This window comes from uncultured Microbacterium sp., assembly GCF_945952435.1.
GTDB lineage: Bacteria > Actinomycetota > Actinomycetes > Actinomycetales > Microbacteriaceae > Microbacterium.
Genome location: NZ_CAMFHZ010000014.1, coordinates 71,266 through 89,287, shown reverse-complemented (window position 1 = coordinate 89,287; position 18,022 = coordinate 71,266). Strand labels below are relative to the sequence as shown.

General features: G+C 69.1%; 15 protein-coding genes and 1 tRNA gene. 5 read left to right on the top strand and 11 right to left on the bottom strand.

Annotation, left to right across the window (positions count from 1 at the left end):
* Nucleotides 1-60: 60 nt before the first annotated feature.
* The 4 genes from Q0P88_RS09275 to Q0P88_RS09260 all read right to left on the bottom strand — a co-directional run bounded on the left by Q0P88_RS09275 (nt 61) and on the right by Q0P88_RS09260 (nt 4,689).
* Entirely contained in the window at nt 61-1,299 is a 1,239-nt protein-coding gene (locus Q0P88_RS09275) for a hypothetical protein (RefSeq protein ID WP_295013386.1), read from the bottom strand.
* A 186-nt stretch (nt 1,300-1,485) separates the two neighbouring features.
* Nucleotides 1,486-2,121, bottom strand: coding sequence for a hypothetical protein (locus Q0P88_RS09270; RefSeq protein WP_295013384.1), 636 nt, complete (start codon nt 2,119-2,121; stop codon nt 1,486-1,488).
* A gap of 628 nt (nt 2,122-2,749) precedes the next feature.
* On the bottom strand, nt 2,750-3,598 hold the full coding sequence (locus Q0P88_RS09265) for a type II secretion system F family protein (RefSeq protein WP_295013382.1): 849 nt from the start codon (nt 3,596-3,598) through the stop codon (nt 2,750-2,752).
* Between the two features lie 101 nt (nt 3,599-3,699).
* The gene (locus Q0P88_RS09260; protein WP_295013380.1) at nt 3,700-4,689 is read right to left on the bottom strand and encodes a TadA family conjugal transfer-associated ATPase; all 990 of its coding nucleotides are present in this window, start codon (nt 4,687-4,689) and stop codon (nt 3,700-3,702) included.
* Nucleotides 4,690-5,124: 435 nt separating this feature from the next.
* Here Q0P88_RS09260 and acs point away from each other — a divergent pair, with 435 nt between their 5' ends.
* Nucleotides 5,125-7,089, top strand: coding sequence for an acetate--CoA ligase (acs, locus tag Q0P88_RS09255; RefSeq protein WP_295013378.1), 1,965 nt, complete (start codon nt 5,125-5,127; stop codon nt 7,087-7,089).
* A gap of 97 nt (nt 7,090-7,186) precedes the next feature.
* On the opposite strand, the gene Q0P88_RS09250 is transcribed toward acs, so the two are convergent.
* Together Q0P88_RS09250 and Q0P88_RS09245 are read right to left on the bottom strand one after the other, a co-directional pair.
* On the bottom strand, nt 7,187-7,645 hold the full coding sequence (locus Q0P88_RS09250) for a RidA family protein (protein WP_295013376.1): 459 nt from the start codon (nt 7,643-7,645) through the stop codon (nt 7,187-7,189).
* Nucleotides 7,642-7,866: a hypothetical protein gene (locus Q0P88_RS09245; RefSeq protein ID WP_295013374.1), complete on the bottom strand. Its 225-nt coding sequence runs from the start codon at nt 7,864-7,866 to the stop codon at nt 7,642-7,644. The genes Q0P88_RS09250 and Q0P88_RS09245 overlap by 4 nt, the downstream gene beginning before the upstream one ends.
* 76 nt (nt 7,867-7,942) lie before the next feature.
* Between Q0P88_RS09245 and Q0P88_RS09240 the strand changes: the two genes are divergently transcribed.
* From Q0P88_RS09240 to Q0P88_RS09225, 4 genes are all read left to right on the top strand, one after another.
* Entirely contained in the window at nt 7,943-10,594 is a 2,652-nt protein-coding gene (locus tag Q0P88_RS09240) for a penicillin-binding protein (protein ID WP_295013372.1), read from the top strand.
* Nucleotides 10,582-11,526: a metallophosphoesterase gene (locus Q0P88_RS09235; protein ID WP_295013390.1), complete on the top strand. Its 945-nt coding sequence runs from the start codon at nt 10,582-10,584 to the stop codon at nt 11,524-11,526. The genes Q0P88_RS09240 and Q0P88_RS09235 overlap by 13 nt, the downstream gene beginning before the upstream one ends.
* Before the next feature lie 69 nt (nt 11,527-11,595).
* A tRNA-Pro gene (locus Q0P88_RS09230) sits at nt 11,596-11,669 on the top strand.
* A 91-nt stretch (nt 11,670-11,760) separates the two neighbouring features.
* Nucleotides 11,761-12,522, top strand: a complete 762-nt coding sequence (locus tag Q0P88_RS09225; RefSeq protein ID WP_295013370.1) for an HAD-IIB family hydrolase — start codon at nt 11,761-11,763, stop codon at nt 12,520-12,522.
* 11 nt (nt 12,523-12,533) lie between these two features.
* On the opposite strand, the gene Q0P88_RS09220 is transcribed toward Q0P88_RS09225, so the two are convergent.
* The 5 genes from Q0P88_RS09220 to Q0P88_RS09200 all read right to left on the bottom strand — a co-directional run bounded on the left by Q0P88_RS09220 (nt 12,534) and on the right by Q0P88_RS09200 (nt 17,901).
* The gene (locus Q0P88_RS09220) at nt 12,534-13,814 is read right to left on the bottom strand and encodes an alpha-hydroxy acid oxidase (protein ID WP_295013368.1); all 1,281 of its coding nucleotides are present in this window, start codon (nt 13,812-13,814) and stop codon (nt 12,534-12,536) included.
* Between the two features lie 14 nt (nt 13,815-13,828).
* Nucleotides 13,829-14,554 carry a FadR/GntR family transcriptional regulator gene (locus Q0P88_RS09215; protein WP_295013366.1) on the bottom strand — a complete coding sequence of 242 codons (726 nt, stop codon included), beginning with the start codon at nt 14,552-14,554 and terminating at the stop codon, nt 13,829-13,831.
* An 86-nt stretch (nt 14,555-14,640) separates the two neighbouring features.
* On the bottom strand, nt 14,641-15,243 hold the full coding sequence (locus Q0P88_RS09210; RefSeq protein WP_295013364.1) for a thymidine kinase: 603 nt from the start codon (nt 15,241-15,243) through the stop codon (nt 14,641-14,643).
* 9 nt (nt 15,244-15,252) lie between these two features.
* Nucleotides 15,253-16,713: a malate dehydrogenase (quinone) gene (gene mqo / locus Q0P88_RS09205; RefSeq protein WP_295013362.1), complete on the bottom strand. Its 1,461-nt coding sequence runs from the start codon at nt 16,711-16,713 to the stop codon at nt 15,253-15,255.
* A 123-nt stretch (nt 16,714-16,836) separates the two neighbouring features.
* Nucleotides 16,837-17,901, bottom strand: a complete 1,065-nt coding sequence (locus tag Q0P88_RS09200; RefSeq protein ID WP_295013360.1) for an aspartate-semialdehyde dehydrogenase — start codon at nt 17,899-17,901, stop codon at nt 16,837-16,839.
* Nucleotides 17,902-18,022: the final 121 nt, after the last annotated feature.

Genomic DNA, 18,022 nt, shown 5'->3' with positions numbered 1-18,022 from the left:
CCTCGTCGGGCGGGAATGCTGAGGGTCTTGGTGACTCTTCGCGTGAGTAGTGGCCGCACCTTAGCGGGCTTGGTCGTGATGACGAACGGTCCGCGACCCACTGTCTGACCACTCGTCCGGAGGGCGCAGCGCGTTGACGACCGCAACGAGGTTTGTGTGCAACTGCACCGGTGAGGCCAGACGGCGCACGGACTGCCGGAGCAATCCGATGGTTCGGCGCTCTCCAACCACGTGATCGCAATAGGCGGCAGCGGTGCAGAGGTACATGAGGTCGGTGAGGTCGTTCTCCTCCCAGCGAGCACCAGCGAGCATCTTGTCGACCATCACCGAGCGGAAAAGAGTGGTCGCGGGGGAACCGAGACTCATTTGGTCCCAAGCGCCTGCGAACCATTTCGTCACCTGAGCGGGAGTCGCGCCGATCTCTGCGGCGGCCGTTGCTATTTCAGTGGTCGCGTCCGCAGCAGAGAACAGCCGTGCGGCCTTGCGACGATCGCTCTTGCTTCTATGCTGTTCTCCATCGAGCCAGGAGGAGAACTGCTGCACACGCGCCAACCATCCGGCGAGTGAGCCGCGCGGCGTCGGCTCACGATCCAGGAGACAGGCTACGTAGACGGTGTTCGACAGGATTGACAGATAGCCGAACTTCCACGCCTCGGGAAGACCGTCAGGAAGTGATGCACTCTCGTCATCCCCTCGGACACTCGAGTCGAGCGCCGCGTATGGCTCTAGCGTGATCACGGGAGCCCGCGGCGCGACGTCGATTACCGCGAGCTCCGCGAGGCAGTGTCGGAACTCGTCCGCCCGCACTTCCAGCGCATCCCGCATCTGCCAGCCTCGACTGCCAGCGAGTAATGTCCGTGCAAGCTCCGCACGCCCGACGTCATTCGACCAGGCGCCGGTTTCCGACAGATGCGCGGACGAAAGCGGCAGGATGACCTCGCCCGCTTCGGCCATCATGAGCAGTCGCACTGCAGCGAGACGCTCGGAGTCTGGAATACGCTGAGGCGCGAAGAGCGCCTTACTGAGGCTGCTCCACTGGTTTTGGTCCAGATACACGACTGGACGACCACGAATCGGCGAAGGGACTCTGGCCGTTCCGAGCTCGCAATCGAAACCGTAGCCATCGCGAAACTTGAAGATCAGACGACGATGCCAGGGGCGATACTCGACCACCGAGAACAGCTCAAGCATGCCTGCGAGACCGGTGAGATCCGCCTCAGCAGTGATGCGACCGTCCGCAAGCTTCACAACGACTAGCCCGTCGTCTCGCCACTGGATCGCGTGAATGCGGGTGGACACGGGACCATCTTTCCGCATGATCGGGTCTCGACTGCCGCGTCGGCACCAGGCCGGCCCGGCGTCACCGACCAGCGCTCGCGTCGAACAAGAAGTCGTCCGCGGTGCGCAATGGTCGTCTAGCCGCAATCGAGCCCAGCGGCAGAACACCGAAGAGTGAAGACAGCGCCGCGAGCACCCCGCCTGTCGTCACCGCCACCGCGCACCTTCGAGGATCCGCTCGATGGCACGCAGGTCAAAACCCTGGAGCAGCCACTGAGTAGGCGTCTGCCACTCGCCACGGTAGATCAGGCTGTCCTTCGGCGTGGTCATGAATCCCTCGACGCTTGCAGGGTGCCAGTCTTCGAGGAGCCAGGTTAGGACAAGCGCAAGGTGCGGCAAGAGACCGTCATCGGTTTGGTCGGTGAATTGCCATTTCGGGTAAACCGTCACACCGGATGCGTCGAACGAATACAGTGCACCCGCTCGTTGGCGCATTCGGAACTCGTCGACTTCCAGCCCTAACCGCGCCGCGGCCGCTCGCTCACCGTACGAACGCGCGACGGTTCCGAGACGTGTGCGGTTCTCATCCTCACGCAGCTCGCCGCGAGCCACCCGTTGCTCGGTCTGAACGAACCGCTCCGATGTTAAAGCACCAGACTCCACGAGATACGCACGCAGTTCCATCGACAGGCCGGGGCTCGGCGGGCGCAAGCGCTTAGACAAGCGGGCCGCCTCGCGCTGGAGCGATTCCATAATTTCCGGGTCGCACTCGCTCGCGTCGATCGATTCCAGCAGCTTCGCAGCAGCGGCATCCAGAGTCAGTGGTCGCACCAGGTCCGACATCCGGTCCTCCTGTCTGACACGCGAGCCGATATTGCGATCGTACGCCGCGAACCTCACCAAGCTGTCGACGCCATGACCCAGCTCCTCTCGGCGAGGACCCGCGGTTTGATGAGCTATGGGCCGCGCGACGTGCTCGATGGCGTGAAGTATGAGCTCGCGTCGCTTCGCCCATTGGCCCAGGCGCTGGCAGATCTCGCGCGCGCGACTGGGACGCGACTGGGATATGAAGAGGGCGTAGAAAGACGAACGTAACGGGTTCGCAGAAATGAGAGCGCGCTTCGCAAGCGAGCGATGGGGCCGCGTCTGGCCGTACGTCGTAGAAAGAAGCTGGATCTTAGCGACGCGTAGACGAGCCAAGTATGCTTTTTCTCCGTGACGAAAGCCATCGTCGCGATCGCGTACTCGGCGGTGGCCGCCCCGCTCTCATCGCCGAACAGGGCCGCCGCTCGACTGCGGGTCAGCGGCCGCAGCGCGAAATCGGGCGACGTCATGGGGCCGTCGTGGATCAGGAGTCCTTGCTTGTTCATGGTGAACCTCTTCTCTTCTCTTCTCTTCTCTTCTCTGTGGATGGTTTTCGGGGTTTCTGCGGGCGTCTTCCGGGGAGTCGTCGGGATGCCTGCACGCCGGGTCAGCGGAAGGGCAACGGCGTCGTCGCGAGGACGCTGAGAATCAGGGGCGCGACGCCGAGCAGCAGGAAGGCGGGGAGGGTGCACACGCCGAGTGGCAGCAGGAGACGCGCGCTCAGCCGAGCCGCGGCCGTGCGCCCAGCGGTGCGCGCGTCTCGCCGCGCGCGGTCCGCCTCCGCACGGAGCAGCTCGATCGCCGGGACGCCGGCCGCGGACGACAGGCGCAGGATTCGTTCGATCGACGCGGCGGATCCGTCCCGGTCCCCTGCCCCGCTCTCGTCGGCGACGAGTTGCTGCGCCCGCGAAATGGCCGTTCCTCCCGCGAGCGCGACCACGAGGAGCTCGGCGCGGATCCCGGGGATGTCGGTCGTCGGCTCAGCCCGCCGGATCAGGGCACGCGTCCACAGCCGAGCGCAGAGCAAGAGCCCGGCCCCCGCTGCGAGGCACACCCACCCCGCGGGCCGAGTGAGCAGCACGTGCACGGTGTCGAATCCGAGTGCCGTCCCGAGCAGCAGTCCGACGAGAGGCAGCCACAGCATGAGTCGCGCTGTCCCGGCGGGTTCGGCCAGGGCGACCGCGATCTCGTCGCGGATCTCTGAAGCCCCGTCCAGCGCGGCCGCGATGGCCCGCAGCGCCTCGCCCAGCGGCGCACCGACGGTGGTGGCGATGTTCCACGCCGCCGCGACGACCTCCCAGATGCCACCCTGCGCCCGCACGGCGGCGGCGAGTTCGCCACCGTCTTCGAGCACCTCGTTCACCGTGGCGGCCTCCGCGACCCCGCTCTCCGCAAGGTGGCGCCAGGCCGACGGCGGTGCCGCCCCCGCCTGCAGCAGCACCGCGAGCGTGCGCACGCGCTCCGCGACCTCCGCCTCGGCGGAACGCCCCGTCCGACTCGGGCTCCGACGTCGAGGGCCTCGCGCTGGCCGAGGTCGTGGCGACGACGTGCTCCGCCTCACCACGGCCGTCCCTCCTCGATCCCGAGGTGCTCCCGGTGCAGGCGGAGCACGCCGGCCTGCGCCAATCGACGCCGCCCCGAACGGTCTCTCACGAGATGCAGGACGAAGGAGAAGGCACTCACCGCCTGCCGCGCGAGCGCCGGCGGATCCATTCCCGCGAGTGCGCCGAGGGCTTCGAGTCGTGCAGGGACATCGGCGAGCCCGCTGGCGTGCAGGGTGCCGGCACCGCCGTCGTGCCCGGTGTTGAGCGCCGTCAGCAGATCCCGGATCTCCTCGCCGCGGCATTCCCCCACGATGAGCCGATCAGGACGCATCCGGAGCGATTCACGCACGAGCCGGGCCACAGGGATCGCACCGGCTCCCTCGAGATTGGGCTGACGGGCTTCGAGGGCGACGTGATGCGGATGACGGGGGCGAAGCTCGGCGACGTCTTCGATGGTCACGATGCGCTCGTGCGGCGGGACGTGCGCGAGGAGCGCGGCGAGCATCGTCGTCTTGCCGGTTCCCGTCCCGCCCGTGAGGAGGACGTTCTGCCGCGCCTGGACGAGGGATTCCAACCAACGCCGCTGGGCATCGTCGACGGCCCCGAGACGGGCCAGGTCATCGAGGTCGCCCGCGCGCACGCGCGGGATCCGCACGGAGACGGCGGTGCCCGAGACTGCGACGGGTGCAAGGACCGCGTGCACGCGCACGCCGGACGCCAGACGCACGTCGACGCACGGAGCCTGATCGTCGAGATGGCGCCCCCCGAGCGCGACGAGGCGGACGGCGAGCTCGCGCACCTCCCGTTCCGAGGCGCTCCACCCCGGCACAGGCTCGGCACCGGCTCCCCGGTCGACGTACAGACCATCCGCGCCGTTGAGGAACAGGTCGGTGACCGCCGGATCGGCGGCGTGAGCGGCGAGATCGCCGAAGGCCGGATCGATCTCCAGCGTGTCTGCGGCGTCCGCAGGGGCGCGAGGGACGATGACGAAGGACGACGACATGCCCTGACGCTATGCACCGGCGGAACCCCGTGGGATGCCGTTCCCGCAACCGGTGAGCAACACACGGGGCTTCCTCCCTGTGCGGAACTACCACCGCCCACTCCCAGGACCGCCCTCACCGAGGGTGCGGGCTACCGAGGCCCGTGCAGAGCGCTTTTCCGACGGGGCAGAGGCCGGGGGACGGAGAAGGGCGGCATCCCACGGGGGGAATGGGATGCCGCCCCAGATGCGGGCGACGCAGGGGGTCGTCGCGTCCGCAGAAGCCGGATTCGATGTGATCGGCCGCTGGTCAGTGTACGCACGAAAGGACCGTGAACAAAACCAGCCGCACTACCGACTTCCGGCGGTATCAGAGGACGATGGGCACAGCTATATTCGCGATGTCGCCGCGAGAACGCGCGCGATGCACGACCCGCAAAGGAGCGTCTCCTCATCATGAGCAGCCAGATCGATCACGTCTTCGAGGAGACCCGGGTCTTCCCGCCCTCCGCGGAGTTCTCCGCCCAGGCCGTCGCCCAGCCCGAGCTCTACACCGAGGCCGCGACGGATCGCGAGGCGTTCTGGGCGGAGCAGGCCCGCCGGCTGCACTGGCACACGCCGTTCACCGAGGTGTTGGACTGGTCCACGCCGCCGTTCGCGAAGTGGTTCCAGGACGGCGCGCTGAACGTCGCCTACAACTGCCTGGACCGCCATGTCGAGGCGGGCGACGGGGACCGCGTCGCACTGCTCTGGGAGGGCGAGCCCGGCGACGAGCGACGCATCACCTACGCCGAGCTGACCGAGGAGGTCAAGCGCCTCGCGAACGTGCTGGAGGGCATGGGCGTCGGTCACGGCGATCGCGTCGCGATCTACCTCCCGATGATCCCCGAGGCCGTCGCCGCCATGCTGGCGGTCGCCCGGATCGGCGCGGTCCACTCGGTCGTCTTCGGCGGGTTCAGTGCGGACAGCCTGCGCTCGCGCATCGACGACGCGGGCGCGAAGGTCGTCATCACCGCGGACGGCGGCTACCGCAAGGGCCGCGTCTCTGCCCTGAAGCCCGCGGTCGACCAGGCGCTGGCGGACCGCGGCGAGGGCGAGCAGCGCACCGTGGAGCACGTGCTCGTGGTCCGCCGCGGCGGCAACGAAGTCGAGTGGAACGCCGACCGGGACGTCTGGTACCACGAGGCCGTTCCCGCCGCCTCCGCCGAGCACACGGCGCAGCCGTTCCCCGCCGAGAACCCGCTGTTCATCCTCTACACCTCGGGCACGACCGGGAAGCCGAAGGGAATCCTGCACACCTCCGGCGGCTACCTCACGCAGGCCGCGTACACGCACCGGAACGTGTTCGACCTGCATCCCGAGTCCGACGTCTACTGGTGCACCGCCGACATCGGCTGGATCACCGGCCACACCTACGTCGCCTACGGCCCCCTCGCCAACGGCGCCACGCAGGTGCTCTACGAGGGCACCCCGGACGCTCCGCACCCCGGCCGGTGGTGGGAGATCATCCAGAAGTACGGCGTGAGCATCTTCTACACCGCGCCGACCGCGATCCGGTCCTTCATGAAGCTCGGCCGGCAGATCCCGAACGAGTTCGACCTGTCCAGCATCCGCGTGCTCGGATCGGTCGGCGAACCGATCAACCCGGAGGCCTGGATCTGGTATCGGGACGTCATCGGCGGCGACCGCGCGCCGATCGTCGACACCTGGTGGCAGACCGAGACCGGAGCGATCATGGTCTCGCCGCTCCCCGGCATCACGGCCACCAAGCCCGGATCGGCGCAGGTTCCGCTCCCCGGCATCTCTATCGACGTCGTCGACGACGACGGGAACGCGGTCGGCATCGGCGGCGGCGGTCTGCTGGCGATCACGAAGCCGTGGCCGAGCATGCTCCGCGGCATCTGGGGCGACCCGGAGCGCTTCGTCGAGACCTACTGGGAGAAGTTCGCGAAGCAGGGCTACTACTTCGCCGGCGACGGCGCCCGCCTCGACGAGGACGGCGACCTCTGGCTGCTCGGCCGCGTGGACGACGTGATGAACGTCTCGGGTCACCGGCTCTCGACGGCGGAGATCGAGTCGGCCCTGGTCGCCCACGAGTCCACGGCGGAGGCGGCCGTCGTCGGCGCTTCGGACGAGACCACGGGCCAGGCGGTCGTCGCCTTCGTGATCATCAAGGAGAGCTACCTCAAGGCGCACTCCCCCGAAGGCCTGGCGCAGCAGCTGCGCGGCTGGGTCGGCGAAACGATCGGACCGATCGCCCGTCCGCGGGACGTCTACATCGTGGGCGAGCTGCCGAAGACCCGCTCCGGCAAGATCATGCGCCGTCTGCTGCGCGACGTGGCGGAGGGCCGCGAGGTCGGCGACACCACGACTCTCGCCGACACCGCGGTGATGAGCGTGATCTCCGCCCAGGTCAAGTAGACCCAGGTCACCTAGACCCGGGTCACGTCGATCGCGCGGACGAAGAGACCCCGCCTCTCCTCGGAGGGGCGGGGTCTCTTCGTCGCGTGGACCGGGATCAGGCGAGCGTGAACGACACCTCGACCTCGACCGGGCTGTCGAGCGGGAGAACCGCGACGCCGACCGCCGCGCGCACGTGGCGGCCCGCGTCGCCGAAGATCTCGCCGAGCACCTCGCTCGCGCCGTTGATCACACCCGGCTGGCCGGAGAAGGCGGGGTCGGACGCGACGAAGCCGCCGACGCGCAGGACGCCGCCGAGGCGATCCACGCCGCCCGCGGCGTCCGCGGCGGCGGCGAGCGCGTTGAGCGCGCACGTGCGGGCGAGCGCCTTCGCGTCCTCGGCCGAGACCTCCGCACCCACCTTGCCCGTGGCGGGCAGCGAGCCGTGGACGAACGGCAGCTGCCCCGAGGTGTGCACGAGTCCCTCGTGCACACGGGCGGGGACATAGGCGGCCACGGGGGCCGCGACGGACGGAAGCTCGATCCCCAGCTCGGCGAGGCGGGTGCTGACGGTCATGCGCGTTCTCCTTCGAACTGACGGGCGGCCTCCGCGGCGGCGCCGAGGCCGGTGTTCGCCGTCGCCTCACCGCCGATCGGACGCTTGAAATAGGCGACGAGGCCGCCCTCCGGCCCGGTCACGACCTGGACCAGTTCCCAGCCCTGCTTGCCCCAGTTGTTGAGGATCGCGGCGGTGTTGTGGATCAGCAGCGGCGTGGTGAGGTACTCCCACGTGGTCATGGCACTCCTGGCGGGCTCGGGACGCGCGCGGACGCGTCAAAGTATGCGTTCAGGGAACTCCCCTACGATCAAGCGTATGCCTCAGACCAAACGCACGCTCACCGGTGTGCTCAGCGGCCTGGCCGGCCTTGTCGGCCTCAGCGTCGTCGCCGGTGTGCTCGTGACGGCCACCGTGACCCCGGTGTTCGCCGTGACCGGCGCCGCTGCCGCGCAGTCGATCGACCTCTTCGAGAACCTCCCCTCGAACCTCACGGTCGACCGTCCCATGCAGCCCACGACCATCTTCGCCAAGGACGGCAACGGCAACGACCAGGTGATGGCTCGGTTCTACGACCAGAACCGCGTGCCCGTCGCGTTCGACCAGGTCGCGCCCGTGCTCTACGACGCGCTGCTCTCCAGCGAGGACAAGAACTACTACTCGCACGGCGGCGTGGACATCGTCGGCACGGTCAAGGCGATCGTGGGCAACGCGAGCGGCTCGACCACCCGAGGCGGCTCGTCGATCAGCCAGCAGTACGTCAAGAACGTGCTCCTTCAGGAGTGCGAGCAGGGCGTGGCTCTGGCCGACAAGGATCGGGACGCGAAACTCAATCAGTGCTGGCTCGACGCCGCGTCGACCCAGGGCAGCAAGGGCATCGCCCGCAAGCTGCAGGAGATCCGCTACGCGACGGCGATCGAGAAGAAGTACTCGAAGAACGACATCCTCATCGGCTACCTGAACCTCGCGAACTTCGGCGGCACCACCTACGGCATCGAGGCCGCGGCGAACCGCTACTTCGGCGTCTCCGCGAAGAACCTCAGCCTCGCGCAGGCGGCCACGCTCGCCGGCATGGTGCAGAACCCGAACGCGTTCCGCATCGACCTGCAGGATCCGACGATCTGCGATGCGAAGGGCGAGAACTGCTCGAACTCCCCGAAGGACGGCTTCAAGGACACACTGGTCCGCCGCAACTACGTGCTCTACCGCATGTACGCGAACGGCAAGATCACCGAGGAGGCCTACAAGGCCGCCAAGGCGGAGCCGATCACCCCGAACATCCAGGCCCCGCCGTCCGGGTGCGCGGGCGCCGGTGACAACGCCTACTTCTGCCAGTACGTCAAGTCGACCCTCGAGGGCGACGCCTCGCTCGACAGCGCGTTGGGCAAGGCGGGTAGCGCCGACCGTCAGGACAAGCTCCTCCGTGGCGGCCTGAACGTCTACACCACCCTCTCCGCCACGATGCAGGGCGCGGCCGTGCAGGCGATGCACGACTACACGACGCCGACGATCGAGGGCATGGACTTCGGCGCGGCCGCGGTCAACCTCGACCCCAAGACGGGTCGGATCCTCGCCCTCGCGCAGAACACCACCTTCAACGAGGCGCAGGACGCACCCCCCGGGCAGACCGGGATCGTGTACGCCGCGGATCAGGCCCACGGCGGCGGCATCGGCTTCTCGGTCGGATCGACGTACAAGGTGTTCACCCTGCTCGACTGGCTCGAGAAGGGGCACTCCCTGCGCGAAACGGTCGACGGCAACCTCCGCCGCCAGACCATGCATTGCGGCACGCAGACCCTTCCGATGACCTCAGACGTGGCGAACTTCCAGAGCCAGCGCGGATATGTGGGAACCCCGATGCAGTTCACCGCGGCATCGTTGAACAGCGGCTTCCTCGCGATGGCTGCAAAGCTCGACCTCTGTGACATCAACGACCTGGCCGCTCGGATGGGCGCGCATCTGGGTACCGAGTACCAGGGCAAGATGCTCCCGGTCAACAACCGCAGCGACATCGTCGACGACCAGGGGAACACCCTTGCGAAGGCCCCCGCTCCGTTCGACGTGCTGGGCTCGAAGAACATCGCCCCGCTGGACATGGCCGCCGTCTACGCGGCGATCGCGAACAACGGCACGCGCTGCGACCCGCACGCGATCGACAAGATCACCGGACCCGACGGTGCTGACATCCCCCTCGCCCCGACGACCTGCACCCAGGTGCTGAAGCCCGAGATTGCCGCCGGAGCCGCGTACGCCCTCCAGGGCGTCATGAACAGCGGAGGCACGGGTTCACAGGCCAACCCGTTCGACGGCACCCCCCTGATCGGCAAGACCGGTTCGCACAACAACTCGCAGACCATGCTCATGGCTTCGTCGACCACGTCGACCACGGGCGTCTGGGTCGGTCAGGCGAGCGGAGACGTCGACATCAACGACTTCTCCACGCAGGACATCGATGTCCCGAACATCCGCTATCCGTTGAGCAAGGCGATCCTGCGCGCGGCGGACGAGTTCGCCCCCGGCGGCGACTTCCCGAGCCCGGTGCAGAGCCAGCTCAAGCAGTCGTATACGGCGCTGCCGAGCGTGGTCGGCCAGACCGTCGACCAGGCGCGGCAGACGCTCGAGGGCGCCGGGTTCTCGGTCGTCGTCGGCCCCGCCGTGCAGAGCAATCTGCCGACGGATCAGGTCGCGCAGCAGGATCCGGGACCGGGCCAGGTGGTCACCGGCAGCACGGTCACGATCTCGCCGAGCAACGGCCAGGGCACGACCGTGCCCAATGTCGTCGGGATGACGATGGGCGACGCCGCGACCGCGCTGCAGAAGGCCGGCTTCCAGGCCGCGAAGGGCACCTGCACCCCGGGAGCAGGGGACGATTCCGGAACGGTCTCCGCGACCAACCCCGCCGCCGGAACCGCCGTTGCCAAGGGGTCGTCCGTGTCGCTCAACTTCACGAAGCCGAACTGCCAGCCGTGACGTCGACGCGCTCCGCTCGTCCGGCCCTCATCGCACTCGGCGCGGTGGGGGCCGCCGGCGTCGCCGCGGCGACGTGGGGCATCGGCATCGAGCGCTACCTGTTCACGCTGCGTCACGCGACGGCCCGCTCCCTGCCCGCCGGATCGCGACCGCTGCGGATCCTGCACGTGTCGGATGCGCACATGGCTCCCTGGCAGCATCGCAAGCAGCGCTGGCTCGCGTCCCTCGCCGCCCTGAGACCCGATCTCGTGGTGAACACGGGTGACAACCTGGGTCACGAGGACGGGCTCGCGGGGGTGCGCGCGGCGTTCTCGCCGTTCGCCGGGATCCCCGGCGTCTTCGTGCACGGATCGAACGACAAGTTCGCCCCCGCCCCGCGCAACCCCTTCCTCTACTTCACCGGTCCGTCGCGACGGAAGCCCGATGCGAAGCGCCTGGACACTGCGGCGCTCGACGCGTTCTTCACCGAGGAGCTGGGCTGGATCGACCTGGACAACGCGGCCGCGTCGCTGCGGATCGCGGGCGACAGGGTCGATCTCTTCGGCGTCGACGACGCACACCGCCACTGGGACGACCTGCAGGCGCTGCCCGCAGCGATCGACGCGCTCGGCCCGCGCTCCGCGGACGTCCCCGTGCTCGGGGTGACCCACGCCCCCTATCGGCGGGTGCTCGACACGTTCACCGACCTCGGCGCCGACGCGATCCTGGGAGGCCACACCCACGGCGGACAGGTCTGCATCCCCGGCTACGGCGCGATCGTCGCGAACTGCGACATCCCGCTGAAGCAGGCCAAGGGCCTCAGCAGGTGGACGCACGCGGGGCGCACCGTTCCGTTGAACGTGAGCGCGGGCTGCGGGCACTCGATCTACGCGCCCGTGCGGTTCGCCTGCCGTCCCGAGGCGACCCTGCTCACGCTCCTTCCCCGGGGCTGAGCCGCCACGCGCGGGATCTGCACGGATTCGTCCCCTGCCCCGTTTCCGTATAGACTTGAACGGTTGCCACGGGGTGTGGCGCAGCTTGGTAGCGCGCTTCGTTCGGGACGAAGAGGCCGCAGGTTCAAATCCTGTCACCCCGACATCACGAGGAGAGGGATCGACCGCAGGGTCGGTCCCTCTCCTCGTATCCGCCCACGCGGCTCAGGCCCCTCCCCTATCCTGGAAGGCGTTATGACGTCACCCCGGCTGGTCGCCTTCGACCTCGACGACACCCTCGCCCCGTCCAAGAGCGCGATCCCGCCTCGCATCGCCGCCCTCCTTCTCGCCCTGGCCGAGCGGGTGGACGTCGCGATCATCTCCGGGGGCAACGAGGAGCAGTTCCGCACGCAGGTCATCGACCGGCTAGGCGAGGCGGACGATTCCGTGTTGGACCGGATCCATCTGCTCCCGACCTGCGGCACCCGCTATCTGCGCCATGACGGTTCGGGCTTCTCGCTCGTCTACGCCCGCGATCTCAGTGCGACGCAGAAGCGGGCCGCGCTCGACGCGCTCGAGGAGGAGGCACGACGGCTGGGCCTCTGGGAGAGCGAGCCCTGGGGTCCCATCCTCGAGGACCGGGGCTCCCAGATCACCTTCTCGGCCCTGGGCCAGAGGGCGCCGCACGACGCGAAGAAGGCCTGGGACCCCGACGGCAGCCGTCGGGCGGCCCTCCGCGACGCCGTCGCCCCCCGTGTCCCGGACCTCGAGGTCCGCTCCGGCGGTTCCACATCGATCGACATCACGCGGGCCGGCATCGACAAGGCCTACGGCATGACCGAGCTCGCCGAGCGCACGGGGATCCCCTTCGCGGAGATGCTCTTCTACGGCGACCGGCTCGACGAGGGCGGCAACGACTACCCCGTCAAGGCCCTCGGCGTGCCCAGCGTTCCCGTCGAGGGCTGGGAGGAGACGGCGGACGCGCTCGACGCGCTCCTGCCCACCCTGGCGGACTGAGGCGCCCTCCCTCAGCGCACCGCCGCGCGAAGCTGCGGTGCGACGGGAACCAGACGCGTGAGCTGCGTGACGTGCCCGGGTTCGAGCTCGGCGAGCGACGAGACGCCCAGCAGTCGCATCGTCCGTTCGATCTCGGTCCGCAGGATCGCGATGGTCCGATCCACTCCCCGGCGCCCGCCCGCCATCAGGCCGTACAGGTAGGCCCGTCCGATGAGCGCGAAGTCGGCACCGAGTGCGACAGCTGCCACGATGTCGGCACCGTTCATGATCCCGGTGTCGAGCATGACCGTGACGTCGTCGCCGACGGCTGCGCGCACCTGCGGAAGCAGGTGGAACGGGATCGGCGCCCGGTCGAGCTGACGTCCGCCGTGGTTGGAGAGCACGATCCCGTCCACTCCGTGGGTGTCCGTGAGCCGCACGGCGTCCTCGACCGTCTGCACGCCCTTCACGAGGAGCTTGCCGGGCCAGAGGTCGCGGATCACGGCGAGGTCGTCGTAGCCGATCGTCGGATCCATCGCCGCATCGATCAGTTGGCCTACGGTGCCGCCCGTCGTCGACAGCGACGCGAACTCGAGCTTCGGGGTGGTGAGGAAATCGATCCACCACCACGGGCGCGGGATGGCGTTCAGGATCGTCCCCAGGGTGAGCTGCGGGGGGATCGAGAACCCGTTGCGCTTGTCGCGCAGGCGCGCTCCGGCGACGGGCGTGTCGACGGTGAACATGAGGGTGTCGTAGCCGGCCTCGGCCGCGCGCCGGGTCAGCCCGTAGGAGATCTCGCGGTCGCGCATCACGTAGAGCTGGAACCAGGTGCGCGCGGGGAAGCCGTCCGCGGCGTCCCGCGTGGCGACGGCCTTCACGTCCTCGATCGTCGTCGTGCCCAGGGTCGAGAGCGTGAAGGGGATCCCCGCGGCCGCGGCGGCCCCGGCCCCGGCGGTCTCGCCCTCGGTCTGCATGAGTCGGGTGAAGCCCGTCGGCGCGATGCCGAACGGCAGGGCGCTGCGTCCGCCGAGGATCTCCGTGCTCGTGTCCAGCTCCGGCGCGGGGGCGAGGATGCCGGGGTGGAACTCGACGTCGCGGAACGCCTGTCGGGCCCGGGCGATCGAGATCTCGCCCTCCGCGGCGCCGTCGGTGTAGTCGAAGGCGGCCTTCGGGGTGCGCCGCTTCGCGATCGCGCGCAGGTCATCGATCGTGAGCGCGGCGTCGAGGCGCCGTTTCGTGCCGTCGAACTCGGGCGTCTTGAAGCGCATCAGCTCGAAGAGCTCGGCGGGACGGGGAAGCTGTCGCTGCACCATGGGGGTTCCTTCTCTCAGTCTCGTCGCGGCTCGTGTCCGAGCCCGGTGGCGGCGTAGTAGCCGCCGATGTGTGCACGGATCGCGGTCACGGCGTCGCCGGTGCGCCCCTCATCGATCGCGCGGACGATGTCGCGGTGCTGGGCGCGGAGCAGGTCGGCCATCGCGGACCAGTCGTCGATGCGCAGGGACCCGGTCAGCGCATAGGCCTCGATGGCCTCGCGGAGCCCGGTCATCATCGCCGCGACGACGGCGTTCCCGCTCGCCTCGGCGAGGGCGAGGTGCAGCCGGGCATCGAGCGCGACGAACGCCGGTGCGGAGAGGTCGCCGTCCATCGCATCGAGGATCCGATGGGCCTCCGTGGTGTCGCTGTCCGTCGCGTCGGCCAGGGCGGTGACCACGGCCTGCTCCAGGATGAGGCGCGTGTCGACCACGTCCGCGATCGAGAAGCCCTGTGCGGCCACCTGCAGTCGGAGCAGCGCCGAGAGCCCTCCCCCAGGCGCCGCGACGAGCACCGCGCCCGCGTGCGGTCCCGATCCGGTGGCCGTGCGGATCAGCCCCATGACCTCGAGGACCCGGATCGCCTCGCGCACGCTCGAGCGGCCGACGCCGAGCTCCGCCGCGAGATCGCGCTCGCTGGGAAGGCGGTCGCCCTGGCCGAGCGAGCCGTCCGTCAGGCACCGCTCGATGTGCTGCAGCACGGTGCGCCAGGTGCGGACGGGCGCCGCGGCGGCCTCGGTCATGCGTTCCTCCTGTGGTCTGACCACAGCCTAGAAGGTGTGGTCAGACCACGCAAGCCTCCCTGGAGAGCCGTCGTGCAGCGGGGCGATCAGCCCAGGCGTCCGCCGGACTCCTCGAGGTAGCAGTGCCCGCAGAGGGACTCGTAGGCGACGGATTCCCCGTCGATCGCGACCTGATCGCCGTCGAAGACGAAACGGTCGCCGATGCGTCGGCCGTTGAAGACCGCCTTGCGCCCGCAGCGGCAGATCGTCTTGAGCTCCTCCAGCGTGTGCGCGATCGCGAGAAGCCGCCCGGAGCCGGGGAACGCGTGCGTGAGGAAGTCGTTGCGGATCCCGTAGGCGAGCACCGGGATGTCGTCCTCGACCGCGATCCGGAACAGGTCGTCGACCTGCGCGGGCGCGAGGAACTGCGCCTCGTCGACGAGCAGACAGGCGACGTCGGATCCGCTCCGTCGCACGCCCTCCCGCTCGTCGCGGAAGAGCCGTCCGGCGTCCTGGCCGGCGCCGATGAGGAAGTCGACCTCCCGGGTCATGCCGAGGCGGCTCTCGATCTGCGAGGCGCCCTTGGTGTCGATCGCGGGCTTGGCGAGCAGCACGGTCTGCCCGCGCTCCTCGTAGTTGTACGCGGCCTGCAGCAGCGCCGTCGACTTTCCGGAGTTCATCGCCCCGTAGCGGAAGTACAACTTGGCCACGGCGCGGGATCAGGCGGTGAGGTCGAGCGTCTTCGCGGTGGACGCCATCGATGCCTCAGCATCCGCGGCGTCGTCGTTCAGCTTCTCGCCGAGCGTCGGGATGAGCGCCTGGAGCTTGGGCGCCCACTCCGCGGCCTTGTCGGGGAAGCAGCGCTGCAGCACGTCGAGCATGACCGGCACGGCGGTGGAGGCACCGGGGGACGCCCCGAGCAGGCCCGCGATCGTGCCGTCCGCGGCCGCGACGACCTCGGTGCCGAACTGCAGCTTGCCGCCCTTCATGACCTGCGCGCGCTGACCGGCTTGGAGCAGCTCCCAGTCCTCGTCCTGCGCGGTGGGCATGAACTCGCGCAGGGTCGAGACCTTCTTGTGGTGCGTCTTGAGCAGCTCGCTCACGAGGTACTTGATGAGGTCGAAATTCGTGAACGCGACCTTCAGCATGCTGCCCAGGTTGTGCGGGCGCACCTGCGTGACGATGTCGAGCATGCCGCCCTGCTTGAGGAACTTCGGGCTGAACGTTGCGAAGGGGCCGAAGAGCAGGCTCGTGTCGCCGTCCACCACGCGCGTGTCCAGATGCGGCACGGACATCGGGGGCGCGCCGACCGGCGCCTGGGAGTACACCTTCGCCTGGTGCTGGGAGACGATCGCGGGGTTGGAGGTCTTCAGCCACTGACCGCCGATCGGGAAGCAGCCGTAGCCCTTGATCTCGTCGATCCCGGATCCCTGCAGCAGCTTGAGCGCCCAGCCGCCGGCGCCGACGAACACGAAGCGGGCGCGCACCTGCCCCGTCGAGCGTCCGACGTTGTTGCGGTAGCGGACGAGCCAGGTGCCGTCCTTCTGCTTCTTCAGCGAGCGGACCTCCGTGTTGGTGCGCAGGGTGAAGTTCTCGTCCTCGGTGAGACGGTCGAAGAGCTGACGCGTGAGGGATCCGAAGTCGACGTCCGTGCCGCTGGGCGTGCGGGTCGCGGCGAACGGCTCGCCCTTGCGCCTCTTCTGCATGAGCAGCGGCGCCCACTGGTTGATGACCCGGGAGTCCTCGCTGTACTCGATGCCCTCGAACAGCGGCTGCTGCTTGAGCACCTCGTAGCGGCGACGCAGGTAGTCGACGTCCTTCTGGCCCCGCACGAACGTCATGTGCGGGGTCGAGTTGATGAACGTGGTGGGCGCGTCGAGCACGCCGCGATCCACGAGCGTCGACCAGAGCTGACGGCTGAGCTGGAACTGCTCGTTGATGCCGATCGCCTTGGCCGGGTCGAGCGAGCCGTCCTTGCCCTCGGGCATGTAGTTCAGCTCGCAGAGGGCCGCGTGGCCCGTACCGGCGTTGTTCCAGGCGTTCGAGCTCTCCTCGGCCACCTCGCTCAGACGCTCGAACGCGACGACCTTCCAGTCGGGCTGCAGTTCGCGGAGCAGGGTTCCCAGGGTGGCGCTCATGATGCCACCGCCGATGAGGACGACGTCGACGGATTCAGTCACTCGAACAGTCTAGTTGCCCGCCGGGGTACCGCTCTTCGCCGAGTCGGCCATCCGCCGTCGAGGATTCGCCGGACGGGCGGCCCTCCCGCGGCGACGACCCACCCCCGCGACACGCGCCCCGCGTCAGGATCCGAGACGCGCCGCGACGAGTTCGGCGACCTGGACGGCGTTGAGCGCGGCGCCCTTGCGCAGGTTGTCGTTGCTGAGGAACAGCACGAGCCCCTTGCCCTCCGGCGCGGACTGGTCGGCGCGGATGCGTCCCACGTAGCTCGGGTCCTTGCCCGCCGCGTACAGCGGGGTCGGGACCTCCTCGACCACGATGCCGGGAGCGGCGGCCAGCACCTCGTAGGCGCGCTCCGGGGTGATGTCCGCGGCGAACTCCGCGTTGATCGAGAGCGAGTGGCCGGTGAAGACGGGGACGCGCACGCAGGTGCCCGCGACGCGGAGGTCGGGCAGCCCGAGGATCTTGCGGCTCTCGTTGCGCAGCTTCTTCTCCTCGTCCGTCTCGTTCAGACCGTCGTCGACCACGGAGCCGGCGAGCGGGATCACGTCGAACGCGATCGGCGCCACATACTTCTCCGGCTCCGGGAAGTCGAGCGCGGAGCCGTCGTGCACGAGACGGAGCGTGTCCCCCTGCGCGAGCACGCCCTCGACCTGACCCAGCAGCTCCTGCGCGCCGGCGAGACCGGATCCGCTCACCGCCTGATAGGTCGACACGATCAGGCGCTCGAGGCCCGCCTCGTCGTGCAGCGCCTTGAGCACCGGCATCGCGGCCATCGTCGTGCAGTTGGGGTTCGCGATGATGCCCTTGGGCGTCTCGGCGATCGCCTCGGGGTTGACCTCGCTGACGACGAGGGGCACCTCAGGGTCCATCCGCCAGGCGCTCGAATTGTCCACGACGACGGCGCCCGCCGCGGCGAACCGCGGCGCGTAGGCACGGCTGGCGGTCGCGCCGGCGGAGAAGAGGGCGATGTCGATCCCGGCCGGATCCGCCGTCTCGACGTCCTCCACGATCACCGACGTGCCGCCGAAGTCGATCGCGGTGCCCGCCGAGCGAGCCGAGGCGAACAGGCGAAGCTCGCGGATCGGGAAGGAGCGTTCCGCGAGGATGTCGCGCATGACGGTGCCCACCTGGCCGGTGGCGCCGACGATGGCGACGGAGAGTCCTGAGTCGGAGATGCGGGTCATGGGGAATGCTTCCTCGGCTTGGCGCCGCGCGCCGATGCGCGCTGGACGGCGGACGAGGCGGAGGCGCGGGCCACCGGGTACGGCGGAGTGCGCGCCTGTCGCCGGTGTCAGGGTGTGGGAG